This window comes from uncultured Gilvimarinus sp. (assembly GCF_963975215.1).
GTDB lineage: Bacteria > Pseudomonadota > Gammaproteobacteria > Pseudomonadales > Cellvibrionaceae > Gilvimarinus.
The window spans coordinates 1-13135 of sequence record NZ_CAXBFW010000007.1 but is presented as its reverse complement, the minus strand read 5'-3'; the positions used below and the strand labels follow the sequence as shown (position 1 = coordinate 13135).

At 50.7% G+C, this 13135-nt stretch carries 10 protein-coding genes; all 10 read left to right on the top strand.

Annotation, left to right across the window (positions count from 1 at the left end; genetic code table 11):
• The first annotated feature begins 9 nt into the window (after positions 1-9).
• The 10 genes from AAC019_RS06830 (at position 10) to AAC019_RS06785 (ending at position 12669) form a co-directional block, all read left to right on the top strand.
• On the top strand, positions 10-621 hold the full coding sequence (locus AAC019_RS06830; protein WP_339897898.1) for a hypothetical protein: 612 nt from the start codon (positions 10-12) through the stop codon (positions 619-621).
• Positions 614-2785, top strand: coding sequence for an AAA family ATPase (locus AAC019_RS06825; RefSeq protein WP_339897897.1), 2172 nt, complete (start codon positions 614-616; stop codon positions 2783-2785). The genes AAC019_RS06830 and AAC019_RS06825 overlap by 8 nt, the downstream gene beginning before the upstream one ends.
• Positions 2786-3477: 692 nt before the next feature.
• Positions 3478-5814, top strand: a complete 2337-nt coding sequence (locus AAC019_RS06820) for a TonB-dependent receptor (protein WP_339897896.1) — start codon at positions 3478-3480, stop codon at positions 5812-5814.
• A 16-nt stretch (positions 5815-5830) separates the two neighbouring features.
• Entirely contained in the window at positions 5831-6532 is a 702-nt protein-coding gene (locus tag AAC019_RS06815; protein ID WP_339897895.1) for a response regulator transcription factor, read from the top strand.
• Positions 6533-6534: 2 nt separating this feature from the next.
• Positions 6535-7788 (top strand): HAMP domain-containing sensor histidine kinase, encoded by a 1254-nt coding sequence (locus tag AAC019_RS06810; protein WP_339897894.1) that lies wholly within the window; start codon positions 6535-6537, stop codon positions 7786-7788.
• 286 nt (positions 7789-8074) lie between these two features.
• Positions 8075-8572 (top strand): hypothetical protein, encoded by a 498-nt coding sequence (locus AAC019_RS06805; protein ID WP_339897893.1) that lies wholly within the window; start codon positions 8075-8077, stop codon positions 8570-8572.
• Positions 8573-8988: 416 nt separating this feature from the next.
• Complete coding sequence (locus AAC019_RS06800; protein ID WP_339897892.1) at positions 8989-9735, top strand: thioredoxin family protein; 747 nt, start codon at positions 8989-8991, stop codon at positions 9733-9735.
• A 125-nt stretch (positions 9736-9860) separates the two neighbouring features.
• Positions 9861-10550, top strand: coding sequence for a DUF899 domain-containing protein (locus tag AAC019_RS06795; RefSeq protein ID WP_339897891.1), 690 nt, complete (start codon positions 9861-9863; stop codon positions 10548-10550).
• Positions 10551-11062: 512 nt separating this feature from the next.
• Positions 11063-11545: a 5-(carboxyamino)imidazole ribonucleotide mutase gene (purE, locus tag AAC019_RS06790; RefSeq protein ID WP_041523219.1), complete on the top strand. Its 483-nt coding sequence runs from the start codon at positions 11063-11065 to the stop codon at positions 11543-11545.
• On the top strand, positions 11545-12669 hold the full coding sequence (locus tag AAC019_RS06785; protein WP_339897890.1) for a 5-(carboxyamino)imidazole ribonucleotide synthase: 1125 nt from the start codon (positions 11545-11547) through the stop codon (positions 12667-12669). The genes purE and AAC019_RS06785 overlap by 1 nt, the downstream gene beginning before the upstream one ends.
• Positions 12670-13135 lie beyond the last annotated feature (466 nt).

The window sequence follows — 13135 nt, the reverse complement described above, 5'->3', positions numbered from 1 at the left end:
GAATCATTATTGAATATTAGTTTTGGAGGTTGTGAGCCAGCAAGGGAGGATATTTATCCAGTGTCTGTGCATTGCCACTCCGCCTGTAATCTGGTGATTTGGCGGGCTGATTCGAATCCAAATGAGGAGAAAATGATTGAGGTAAAGAAATATGTTGCCCGTCTGATGGATCGCCTCGCAGACCTGATGCATGACTACCAGAAGTTTGCGCCTTTAGTTGCACTGATTGATATGCAAGAGAACTCTGCTTCTTGGTTACAACTTATGGGTGATCAAGATTGGCATCGGGGGCGTTTTGTTCTTCAGGCTGTGAGGTCATTTGAAGGGAAATCAGTTGAAGATGTAAAGAGCCGTTGGTTGGGGGCACTGTCTTCAAGTGAATATACCCCTCGGAGAATAACAGCTGAAGACTTTTCCTCTGCACTTTCTGAAGCTGTTGAAAGCGCTAAACCTCCCAGAGGCGTTGAACCGCAGCTATTTGCTCGATTTGCGGATATTTTAAAGGTCTCTGTGGACGCTGGTGAAGACTATAGCGTTGCTCAAAGCTGGCAAGATGAGTTGGTAAAGGACATCAATAACCTATTAGGTCGGCCAGTTCTGGAGGCAATTTCTCTTGGGTAACAATATCGATACTATTCAGTCTATAGAACTGGAAAATTTCAAAGGCTACCGGGCTTCAAAAAATGGTGTCGCCAAAGAGCTTGATTTTACGATAATTGATCAGCCTGCAGACCTTATTTTGGTGACTGGTAAAAACGGAGTTGGTAAAACTTCTTTGTTAGAAGCAATGGACTGGGTACTTAATCAGCCTGATGTTGGTGCAGGTGGTTTTATAACCACCGGGCAAAGTAATGGCGCGGTATCTATTAATGGTGAGAGGTTAGAGCTTAAGGGTAATGCTAAAACTGATCATAAGAAACTTTGTACAGTAGCCTCATTTTTCTATCAAGAAAATATTTCTGAACTTGCCTGTGACGAAATAATTCAGCTATTAGAGCCTGAAAACAAGCCGGGCGAAGCGATCAAGCGGAGCTTGAAGGCGTTACAAGCAAAGTTGGAAGACTGGCAGCGTCAGCTACATACGCTGAAGTATAGAAAAAACTATGAAGAGGAGAGAAAAACGCTCGCAGGAAGAGTTAATGAGCTTGTCGCCAAGCTCCCTCAAGAATTGCCGCTTCGTCAGGAGTTAGTCGATAGTACGTTGACTTTAAAGAATGGCAACCTACAAAACAAATGGGATTCTCAAATCCGCAACCTTTCTAGCTCCATTGGACGCTTCAGCAACTTGGCTGAACCGGTAGGTTCGAGACTTTCTGAACAGTTGAAGCATATCGGGCATAGTTTATTGGAGTATCGAGGCCGCCAGGTTGATTTATCTGAGAAAGGAAACGAACCGCCTGCCTTTACCAAAGGTTTCTTATCTACTATTCAATCTTTGCCAGCAGACTTGGCCATAAAAAAGTGGTCAACAGGTACTACCTTGGCTTCCTCTGACCTCGAGAATACTTTGTTTGTCGGCTCAGATACCGACATGTACGTTGAAACAATAGAAAAGCTAGAGAAACGGAGGGCCGAGTTGACCTTCGAGTACCAAAGGCTTAATAAACTACAAGAAAAGTTGCAGGGCGGAGAAAGCTCGCTCGCAACCTGGATTGATGGTTTTACTGACAATATTAGTAATTGGTTAGATGCTTGGGACAGCCATCCCGATGCTTCGAATATTACTGATTTGAAACAGGGTATACAGGTTCAATTGGAAATTTTGTCGACATTAGCGGACTCACGTTCTGTTGAACTTAGAGGGAAGATAAAGGAGATTACCGAAGAAGGGCAAGCTGTTACCGCGAGGCTCAATCAGGTAAAGCGGTCTCAGGAGGTTGTGAGAGATATAAATACTCATTCAGATCAGCTTTCACACCTCCTAAATGGCCCTAACTTTACTGTTGAAGGGTTAACTGACTATGTTAGTGATAATCTTGAAACGATAAAAACTCCAGCTGCAGAGAGGGGTTCGGCCGTTGATGAAACCAACATTATACATGAGCTTGGCAGGGTATTTACTAACTGGTCAGCTTTAGAGATCCAGAAGGCAGAAGACGAAGCTAGTGCAACTGATCTGGATAGTTTAGAGCAAGCAGAGAAAATGATCACCGATGCTCTGGCTATAAGTAAACAGGAATCGGGGGCAAGAAGTCAGTTGCTATCAGTTGTTGAGGCAATACCACAGGCTGAACTTGAACAATTGTTAAGAAACATGAATCAGCTTCTTGCAAGCTTCCATTTTCCCAATGATTTTCTGCCTATCGAGCTTGAAAACTATGGCACACCGGCAAAGAAAAAGTGGGGTTTTACGACAAGGTCAGGTGTAAAGTTCGAAGATTTATCCACAGGTCAAAAATCACAGCTAGCAATTTGTTGGACAATTAACTTAAACTTGGCCATGTCAGATCAGTTAGGTCATAGGGTTATCGGGTTTGATGACTTCACTACTTCCCTTGATATGAACCAGCTAATTCCAGCTGCTGTACTGCTTCGTAAGTTGGCCTACGCCGACGCTAACGATAGTTGGAAAAGGCAGGTCATTGTCACCAGTCACCATGAAGATTTGACGAACCGGCTGCTTGATTTTTTGCTCCCCCCTCAAGGAAAGTCAATGAAAGTAATCCAGTTCGAAGACTGGCTTCCGGCGTCTGGGCCACAATTTAAGTGCTATAACGTCGATATGGGTATGGTGAAAGAAGACGGTTTACAGGACGCGGTTAAGCGTGTTGTTCAAACCACTTAACGTGTTGCAGATACTGTTCTGGATATTCCGTAAACTAGTATTTCGCGGTTTGAAGTTTGGAGCAAGAGTAAACACTTTATACGTCAGCTAATGGCCGAAAGAAGACTAACTTAGATTTTTAGTGCACCCTCGAAAAAGGTGACAAACTTATTTTCTGTTTTTAAAGTTAAATCTGCACATCTTTCTATAAAATCACCGAGTTTTGAGTGGCGCAGCCTGAATCGATGCTCAAAGCGCTTCAGACAGAACTCTGGCAAAATAACCTTAACTTCAAAATCAAACCCTGCCAGCCAGCTGACCTCAACCCCCGCCCAGTTGGAAGCTGGGGCAGGGGAGTGTACTGCCCTCCCACCAACATCCGCCTATGCATAGAGTCGCGTTACCCCCTAACGCCGCAAACTGGCTCGCCCAGCGCAAACGCTCGTCATCTTAGAGGCTTACCAGCGATCCGTGCGGCAGTAAGGGGTAGGGGATTCGGTTGTCACCTATAATCATTCTTTCAACTTTCAGCGACTTTTTGGTCACATTGGCTTTGATACCCTTCCTGCGTTTAATGACATCAATGCGGTTGATTCTTGGAGGGAGAAGGCATGAGCAGGCAACTAAGGCAGTTATCGTGGTTGACGGTTGGGCGGAATAACCATTTGCGCAGGCATTTTATAGCAGTATCACGGCTGGCCCTATTGGCGCTTATGCTGAGTCTTTCCGTGTTTGCGCGCGCCGCAGAGGCGCCCGGTGAGCTGACGTTTATTGTCAAAAATCAGAATACAGGCCGACCACTCGCTAACGTGCTAGTCACAATCACTAAGCGGGAGTCCGAGTCCACACAAGCTGTCGAAACCGACTCGCAGGGTCGCATCGTGATTGAACAGCTCGACCCCGGCCTTTACTCGGTGAACGCCGCCAAAAACGGGTTTGCTTCATTGTATGAGCCAAGTGTGCGCGTGGTGACGCGCAAGAACATTAAAATTGAATTTGAGCTTACAGAGCAGGCCATTGAGGAGGTGCTGATTCTCGGGCAGCACGCTGACGTGATTGCATCGGTTAACGGCACTTACCTCGATAGAGAGGCGTTGCGCAGCGCTGTGGGTGGCGGTGCGGACCCGCTCCTCGGGCTGGACGGTTTACCGGGCCTGGCATCTTCCAGTGAATTTGCAGCCTTTAGCGTACGTGGCCGCGGCCCACGAGACAACCTACTGTTTGTTGATGACTTTCCGTTTGATAAAGCCGTGCATTTTGATGCGACCCTGGGGGAGCAAGAAGATGTAGGCGGTGGCGGCCGTTTCTCGATTTTTGCGCCGAACGTTATCAGTGGTGCCGAGTTCTCACCGGGTGGGTGGGGTGCGGCCTATGGCGGCCGGGCCGCATCGCTACTGAAATTAGACGTCGCCGATGGCAACCCAAGCCCGTCGGCCAGTTTTCGGTACGACCTTGCAGGCTACGAGGTGGGATACGACGGACCTAGCGGTATCACTGAAGACTCAACAATGCTTGTGTCTGCCAGGCAGCTGGATTTTGGCGACTTTTTTGAAACGATTGAGGAGCTAGATATAGGCGAGCCTGTTTTACGCGACATCATCGTAAAATCAGTGATGCCGATCAACCAGAACCACACTTTCGAAATCCTACTGATGGATACCCACGAAGACTACACTCGCGGTGTGAATAACGTTTTTGCGTCGCCTAATTTTGAAGATACCGCGCTGCAGGATTCTGAGCAGGATAGCGATTTGTACGGTTTGACCTTGCAGTCACTGATTGGAGATCAGTCCGTTTGGACCAACAAAATATACTACCGCAAGAGCGACAAAGTAAGCTCAGAGGGGGAAGCCTATCCCGATCTCGTGCCTGAAGGCTCGCCTGCGTCTAGTTTTCCGGTGCGGGAAGACATTATTACCGTCGGTGAAAAGGAGACAGAGATCGGCTGGCGAAGCGGCTTTGAAACAGTGAATCGCTGGGGTGTGTTCAGCTCGGGGGTTCGGGTAACGCAAATTGAACTGGACTATAGCACCGTTCTGGATGGAGATTGGAATCGGTTTGTCTACGACCAAGATGACTTTAGGCCAGACCCCAATCAATTTTATATTGTTCTGACACCGGAGAGCATAAACTCGTCACTCAACCAAAAAGAAACGAGCTATGCCGGCTTTATAGATCAAGTGTTTGAGCGCGGCGATTGGGATATTCGCACAGGCGTGCGCTTCGAGCATGACGGCTTTGCCGACGAAAGCTTTGCCTCACCCAGGTTCAGCGTCAATTGGCGGCCTGACGGCATGATTAGATATTTTGCGACGTCGGGAATATTCCACCAATCGCCACGATATTTAGACCTTGCCGCTAACGAGTCGAACGACCTTAAAACCGAAGAAATCACTCATAGCAGTATCGGTTTTGAATACTTTCCGTCTAGCAGCTGGTCGGTGTTAGTTGAAGCCTATTATCAAGATCTCGACAATTTGGTGGTAGACCTGGATCGCACCAGCGAAACCTTTGCCAATATCGGTGTCGGCACATCCTACGGCGTTGACTTTGTGGCCACCGGTACGATTCGCGAAGGTCTTTATACGACCGCCACTTACTCTTACAATGATGCCGTAATCGACCGCAAAGACGGCCGCGGTGAAGTCGCCGACGAATTCAGCCGCGAGCATGTTGCCACCCTTGGGCTAACCTGGGAGATCAACGACCGCTGGAAGATCGCCGGGCGCTATAAGTATTTGTCCGGTAGGCCAGATGACCAATTTATTGTTCACTCTGACGTATTAGGGGCAGGGCAGCCGCTACGCTACTCGAAAGAGATTACGGCGCGCAGTGTCGGCCGCAAAAGCGGTTCTGGCTCGCTGAACGTTCGTGTTGACTACCGGCGCGCCTTTGGCGCCATAGATACAACAGCCTTTCTCGATATCATCAACGTCACTGCAACGTCGTCGAGCGACGATACCGAGTTTGATTACCGCCGCGGCATTGAAGTAGAAGACGACAGCGAAGCCGAGCCGCTTATTGGCCTTCGATTGGATTACGCCTGGTAAAGGGGTGGCAACAGCTATGGTACACGCATTGAGTGAAGCGCCGGTTAGAGCATTAATTGTCGAAGACAACCGCGATATTTGTGAGAACATCGCCGCCTATCTCGACAAGCATAGCTATATACTGGATTTTGCTTATGATGGCGTAAGCGCGATGCAGCTGGCACTAACAAATACCTATGACGTTATTGTGCTAGACCTGATGCTGCCAAGGATGGATGGCCTAAGCGTGTGCCGTAAACTGCGAGCCGACGCTGGCGTAGAAGTACCCGTGCTTATGCTAACAGCGAGAGACACGCTTGATGATAAACTGAATGGGTTTAAGGCAGGGGCCGATGATTACCTGGTTAAGCCATTTGCATTGCAAGAGCTACATGCGCGGCTGCAGGCGCTGTACAAGCGTAGGCACGGGAAACCTGACAATCTGTTAACGGTGGGCGATCTGACTTTAAATCGGTCTACGCTGCAAGTGCATCGCGCCGGGCGGCGCATCGATCTCACCCCTGCCGGTATAAGGCTGCTTAAACGATTAATGGAAGAGGCCCCGGCTGTTGTGTCCCGCGAAGACCTGGAAACACTGTTGTGGGCTGACGAGCGCCCCGATGGTGATGCGCTTCGCTCACACCTATACAAGCTGCGCCAGGCAATCGATAGGCCGTTTGATAGCCCGTTAATTCTTACCGTGCATCGCATCGGGTACCGAATTGCGGAGGATGCTTAGTCGTGTACCGGCACGGTTTGCGCAAGCGGGTCGCCATTGCATTTGCGTTGTGCGTTGCGGTACTCAGCGTGGCCTGGGGGTTCGCTTTTTTTGCAGGGATCAAGTTAACCGAAGATCATGTGCTGCAGCGCCAGCTAGAGCATGCGGCACGGAGCTATCCATCGCTGACGACAAACCTTAGCGGGTACGACAAGGTTGAACACTTGCCAGAATCACTCCGGCAATGGGCGCAGACAAACCCCGGCCCGGGGTTGTACGAACTCGATACCCAAGAATTACACGTTGCCGTGCTGTTTACCGACAATAAACAGTCGCGCGCCTTTGTGGTTTTTGACGTTGCAGGGATTGAAGCTGAATCGTCTGAGGATTGGTGGTGGCTACTCATAATCAGCGGTGCCGTCGGCACGCTCGGGATTCTGGGCTTTGGACTGGGCGTTGTTGTGATGCGCCGAGCTGTCGCCCCGGTTGCAGAGCTGGCCAAGGTGGTCGCGGATATTGACCTGGAACATCTATCGGCCGCCGACCATAAGCGCATCGAGGCAAGTCGGTTTGGCGATGACGAGGTGGGCATTCTTGCCGGAGCCATTGAAAAGACCCTTGAGCGCATCAGCGCGTTTGTGGCGCGGGAGCGACACTTTACCGATGCCGCCAGCCATGAGTTGCGCACGCCGGTCACGGTAATAACCGGCGCACTTGAGCTGCTGGAACAAAGTAACCTGTCAGCGGCCGACCAGAAGGTGGTAGATCGCGTGAGGCGCGCAACGCTCGACATGAAAACCACGATTGAAATGTTCTTGTGCCTCGCGCGCGAAACCGACGATGGACTGTATGATGAGACGTTTTCCGTAATGCCGCTAATAAGCCAGGCAATCGATCAACAGCGCCACCTCCTGAACGGAAAGTTCATCGATGTCGAAATCGACTTAATCGATATTGAAATCGATGATCGCGCAAAACCCGTTGCCTGCGGACACCCACAGGCTTTTTCTATCGCGGTCAATAATCTGGTGCGAAATGCATTCGAGAATACGCCCGACGGGCAGGGGCCAATCACCATTCACATCAAAGAGCACGAGCTATTCGTTACCAATCAAGTAAGGGGAGACGCGGATGATAAGCACACGCCGACCCAAGAGACGCCTCACGGATATGGCCTGGGGCTGGGTATCGTTCAACGGCTGTGTGAGCGCTATGGCTGGCATTTTTCGCTGCACACAGATGAGGCGCGTGTAGCAGCCCGCCTTTTATGGCGATAATGGTAGAGCACAATGCGCGACCAACATATATTCGTGACCGGAGCAGGGCGCCCGCCAAGGTTTGCACGGTGCGGCGTAAAAGTGTAAGTAAGGAACTGGGAAAATGGGCTGTTGGGTGCTTTATTTCGGATCTAAATCCATGCAGTTACAAATATTAAGGAAGATAGATTATGAAAATAAAAGTGGTAAATCTGTTTGTTATCTTGTTGCTCCAGCGTTTTTCGGCCCTGGCTAGTGCCACCGGTTTTTATCAAGTCGACCAGTGCGTTCAAGGCAAGCGTTAGGCTTGAGTAATATGTTTCGAGCGAGCAGTTTGGCTCTGTGCGCCGCAACATTTACTTTAATGCTTGTCGCCGCTCCAGCCGCGCAGGCAGGCCTCTTCAACCCACATATTGACAAATACACCCAATGTGCGGCGACAACGCGCCTCAGCGGTGCGGATCTCAAATCATACTCCAAATCCGGGTCTCTTTACCTTTACGAGTGGTCAGCTGCCGACAGAGCATCTATTGACTACGATATCATGAGGCCATTAGGGATCTCCGGCTTTGTTTTTTCCAGTAGAACCTCACCTGAGTGGGATGAGTTGGCGGATAGTGAAAGTATTCTGATCACGGGTAATTTGTATGTGCGCGACGCTAGCATCTTTGAGAAAATACTAGGCGGCGGTTCAGACACGCTTCTCTATGAGCTGGTTGCAGAGTCCCAACGCTACCTTCTTCCCGTGAGTGAGCTACGGCGGCTGCCTACATCAGCTTGCGCAGCCGTTGATTTGCATCACTAGCGCGGTAAGTATTTCAGCCAACAACCACTTACTGTTGCGAGTGATGTGAATCACCGGAACGATGACAACGCCGCCTAAGCTGATTGCCAGTAGGGTTAAGACAAGAGCCCAATTAGTTATTTTGTATATAGTTTTTAGGTACAGGGATTAGAAGGAGAGGGCAGGTAAACCCTATCACCCCGGAAGATTCTGAAATGACGCGACGTAATACTGCTCGCCCGCATCAACCAGCCAACTATGGCAACTTCTTGTTCAATGTTTTTTTCGCGCCACTAGCCTGCCATACCTAGCCGCTTTATCACTAATGTGTGACGGCGATGTCGATTTAGATCAATGACGAACGACTACTCTATGCAAGCTGAGTTTTCACCTGTTTCGACCCGGAAAAACGATGAGTTCACGCGAGGAGGTTCGTCATGAGTCAGATTGAATCACGGACAGTTGTGTCCAGAGAGGAGTGGTCCCAGGCACGTAAAGCCCACCTGAAAAACGAGAAGGCGCTTACCCGCCTACGCGACTTGGTCGCCCGTGAGCGGCGCGAACTGCCGTGGGTAGAGGTGGAAAAGGAGTACGTATTCGAGACGCAGGAAGGGCAAAGGACGCTTGCCGAGCTATTTGGCACAAACAGTCAGCTGATAGTTCATCACTTTATGTTCGGCCCCGACTGGAGTGCGGGCTGCCCGAGCTGTTCGCTGGAGGCAGATCATGCCGAGGGCGCGATCGTCCATCTTGCCAACCACGACGTCAGTTACGTCCGCGTATCCCGTGCCCCTTTGGAAAAGTTGCAAGCATACCGTAGGCGCATGGGCTGGAAGGCGCGATGGGTATCCTCCCAGGGCAGCGATTTCAATTTCGACTTTCAGGTTTCTTTCGCTCGAGAGAATCTGGAGGCTGGCCAGCTCTACTATAATTACCAAGCTATCGAGGACCCGAAATACTTCAGCGAGGAATTGCCTGGTCTTAGCGTTTTCTACAAAGACGAAAGCGGCACCGTGTTTCACACTTATTCCAGCTACGCCCGCGGCAACGAGGAGGTGATTGGCGCCTTTGTTTACCTCGATATCACGCCGAAAGGCCGGAACGAGAAGCAAATCATGGATTGGGTACGGCGCCACGATGAATACGACGCGAGCCCGGCAGGCACGACGTGTCACTCTGGTTGATTGCGGCCGACCTTAACCACAATGAAAAATGCGAAACTGAGGCGCCATATTCCCAAGTTACCCTTGAAAAGTAGACACACGGTATTGTTATATGGCCTTAACAGGATTCTGAGGAAGATTATGCGATGAGCACGACTAAGGAACCTCTACCAAAAATAGTTTCTGCAAAGGAATGGCAAATACCGCTGGATCAACTTCTTATAAAAGAAAAAGAGCTAACGCGTGCAAGGGATGCACTGAACGCCGAGCGTAGGAAGTTGCCAATGGTAAAAGTGGCTAAGCACTATACGTTTCAGGGAGAGAACGGCAAAACGTCCTTCTTGGATTTGTTTGAAGGCCGTCGTCAGCTCATTGTTTATCATTTTATGTTTGCCCCTGAGTGGAATGCGGGCTGTGACGGTTGCTCCTGGGTTGTAGATGCCATGACTCATCCAGCCCATCTGAACGCTCGCGATACCTCATTGGTTTTGGTGTCACGCGCGCCAAGGGATAAGCTCGAGCGGTACAAATCCCGGATGGGCTGGACTACGCCTATCCCATGGTATTCATCTTACGAGAGCGACTTTAACTTCGATTTTGGCGCGACGACCGATAAAGGTGAGAGGCACGGTGTGAGTGTGTTTATCCGCGAAGGGAATGACATCTATCGCACATATTATACCGGTGCCCGTGGTGTCGAGTACCTTGGCAGCCTCTGGACATACTTAGACTTAACGCCGCTTGGTCGTCAAGAAACCTGGGAAGACTCCCCAGAAGGCTGGCCGCAGACTAAGCCGTATGTATGGAATCGCCGCCACGACGAGTACGATGCCTGAAAAGACCACGTGAACTGGTGGTAAACACATCAAAAATAATGGTGAACAGCTCGAACCTGCGAAGGAGGCCTGTCGTTACTTACCATGCCGCTTGCAATGTTTGCCTCCGTAACGGCTCCGGATGGGAAAGCTTTGCCAGATAAGAACGATGTAACATATAAGGCCAGTTGTCATGACACACAGTGAAGCAACTGTTTCAGGAATGGCAGATGACTGTATAACTCCGACCATTCCAGAAATGGCTAGTGCAGCGCTGGATGAAAATGCTTGAATTGAAGCCATCGGTTTATGCTTGTTTGTGTTAATTGCCGTTGTTCTATCAACTTTACCATATGCGCATAATGTATATTATGTTAAATAGGATATTGACACCCCAGCTATGCGTACCGCTCCCACGGCCCGCCCCGTAGCAGCGCTTGGAACAATATCGGCCAATAATTAGGCCTAACACGTCATTATCCGGTAAAATGCCGCGCTCACAAATTTAGACTTGTCTCTCTTTCGAGGTTTTTATGCAAGATCCCGTTGTCAGCATCATTATGGGCTCCCGGTCCGATTGGCCAACCATGCGCTTAGCGGCCGATATACTGGACGAGCTGGGTGTGGCCTACGAGACCCAGGTGGTGTCCGCGCACCGCACGCCTCAGCGCCTGTGCGAATTTGCCGAGCAAGCCCCCGGGCGTGGCATTCGGGTCATCATTGCCGGTGCCGGTGGCGCCGCCCACCTGCCGGGCATGGCCGCTGCCATGACCCACATCCCGGTGGTAGCCGTGCCTGTTTCCAGCCGCCAGCTGAAAGGCCTCGATAGCTTATTGTCTATTGTCCAAATGCCTAAAGGCGTAGCCGTTGCCACTCAGGCTATCGGTGAAGCTGGCGCCGCAAACGCCGGCGTTATGGCCGCGCAAATTTTGGCGCTGAGCGACCCAGAGCTTAGCCAACGCTTTATTGCCTGGCGCCAGCGTCAAACTGACTCGGTGCCCGTGGAGGTCGAATAATGCACATAGCGGTTCTCGGCTGTGGCCAGCTAGCCCGTATGATGGCTCTGGCGGGCCTACCAATGGGCATGACATTCAGCTTTTTGTCCGAAAACAACGAAGATACAGCTCCGGTTGCCGGTTTGGGCCCGATAACGGCTATGGATGAGAGCTTGACGAGCAGTGAGCTGTATGAAGCACTGGGCAAGCCCGATGTTGTCACCGTCGAGCGCGAGCAGTGCTCATTGGTGCCATTAAAACGTTTGGCCGAGCACTGTGCCGTGCACCCTAACCCACAAGCTATTTACCAGTGCCAAAACCGCGAGCGTGAAAAGCAGTTGCTGATTACCTGCCAGGTTCCGCACACGCCTTTTGTTAGCGTTGCGTCTGCCGCTGATTTACACAAAGCGGTCTCTGAGCTGGGGTATCCATTAGTCGTTAAGCACACCGAGCAAGGCTACGACGGCAAAGCGCAGTGGCGTTTGTACGACGATAAAGGCGTCGAAAACTTTATCGCCGATGCACACTTTGAGCTGCAGTCCGACCAGGCCGTGCCCTATGTGGCCGAACCCTTTATGGATTTTGAGCGCGAGGTGTCTTTTATTGGTGTGCGCGCCGCAAACGGAGAAGTTCGGTTTTATCCCGCCACCGAAAACGTTCATAAAAGCGGTGTACTGCTGCACTCTGTGGCCCCTGCCCCGCAATTATCTAGTGAGTTAATCGCCACCGGGCAAGCGGGCCTTAAAGCCATTTTAGAGCACCTGGATTACGTGGGCGTGATGGCGATGGAGTGCTTTGTCACCTCCGATCAATTATGGGTTAATGAACTAGCACCGCGCGTACATAATAGCGGCCACTGGACCATGCACTGCGGCGTTGTCAGTCAGTTTGAAAACCATATGCGCGCCATTGCCGGCTGGCCTTTGGGCTCCACCAACTTACAAGGTGCCGCCGCCATGTTGAACTTACTGGGTGTCGAGCTGAACCAAGCCAGCCAACTGCAAGACGACGTAGCGCTCGACTGGTACAACAAATCCGTGCGCCCTGGTCGCAAATTGGGCCATTTGGTTTTAACCGACGAGTCCCCTGCCGCCGCATTGGCCCGACTACAGCCGTTAAAACAAAAAGTGTACGGCGCCGATTAAACGCCAACCACCTCAGTTGACCGATGTCATTTGCCGGCTTTGTCTGGTTACTTGCTGAATCGGTTGAAACGTTCCGGGCCACCGATAAAAGCCATTCGGTGTGCCCGCAACCAAATGGCTTAACCTTACAAACCCCAAAAGATACAAACGTACAAAACATCCCCCCCGCTTGATCAACTCAGCAAAACAATTACTTACAGTAAAACAGCCTAAAGCCCGGGGTTAGCCTCCATCAGTCATATAACTGCAACCTTAACCCAGTAATGTCGCCCTTCTTATTCTAGCAGGCTGTTGTAAAAACCCTTGCATGCTCAGCGTGGCCTGAAGCGTGCAGCTGCTGTGCATTGTCTCGACGGACAGGGTGGTTCCCTTTGCTAGAGACAAGGCGCGGCAGATGTGCGCTTCAGGCCACGCCCTACGGGGCTTTCAGGCTGGCCCGTACTCGTCGTTGCCACTTTTCGATGGG

Excerpts from the sequence above, each read along its gene's own strand:
- AAC019_RS06820 (WP_339897896.1), top strand. The coding sequence starts at position 3,478 with ATGCTGAGTCTTTCCGTGTTTGCGCGCGCCGCAGAGGCGCCCGGTGAG.
- AAC019_RS06815 (WP_339897895.1), top strand. The coding sequence starts at position 5,831 with ATGGTACACGCATTGAGTGAAGCGCCGGTTAGAGCATTAATTGTCGAA.
- AAC019_RS06800 (WP_339897892.1), top strand. The coding sequence starts at position 8,989 with ATGAGTCAGATTGAATCACGGACAGTTGTGTCCAGAGAGGAGTGGTCC.
- AAC019_RS06795 (WP_339897891.1), top strand. The coding sequence starts at position 9,861 with ATGAGCACGACTAAGGAACCTCTACCAAAAATAGTTTCTGCAAAGGAA.
- purE (WP_041523219.1), top strand. The coding sequence starts at position 11,063 with ATGCAAGATCCCGTTGTCAGCATCATTATGGGCTCCCGGTCCGATTGG.
- AAC019_RS06785 (WP_339897890.1), top strand. The coding sequence starts at position 11,545 with ATGCACATAGCGGTTCTCGGCTGTGGCCAGCTAGCCCGTATGATGGCT.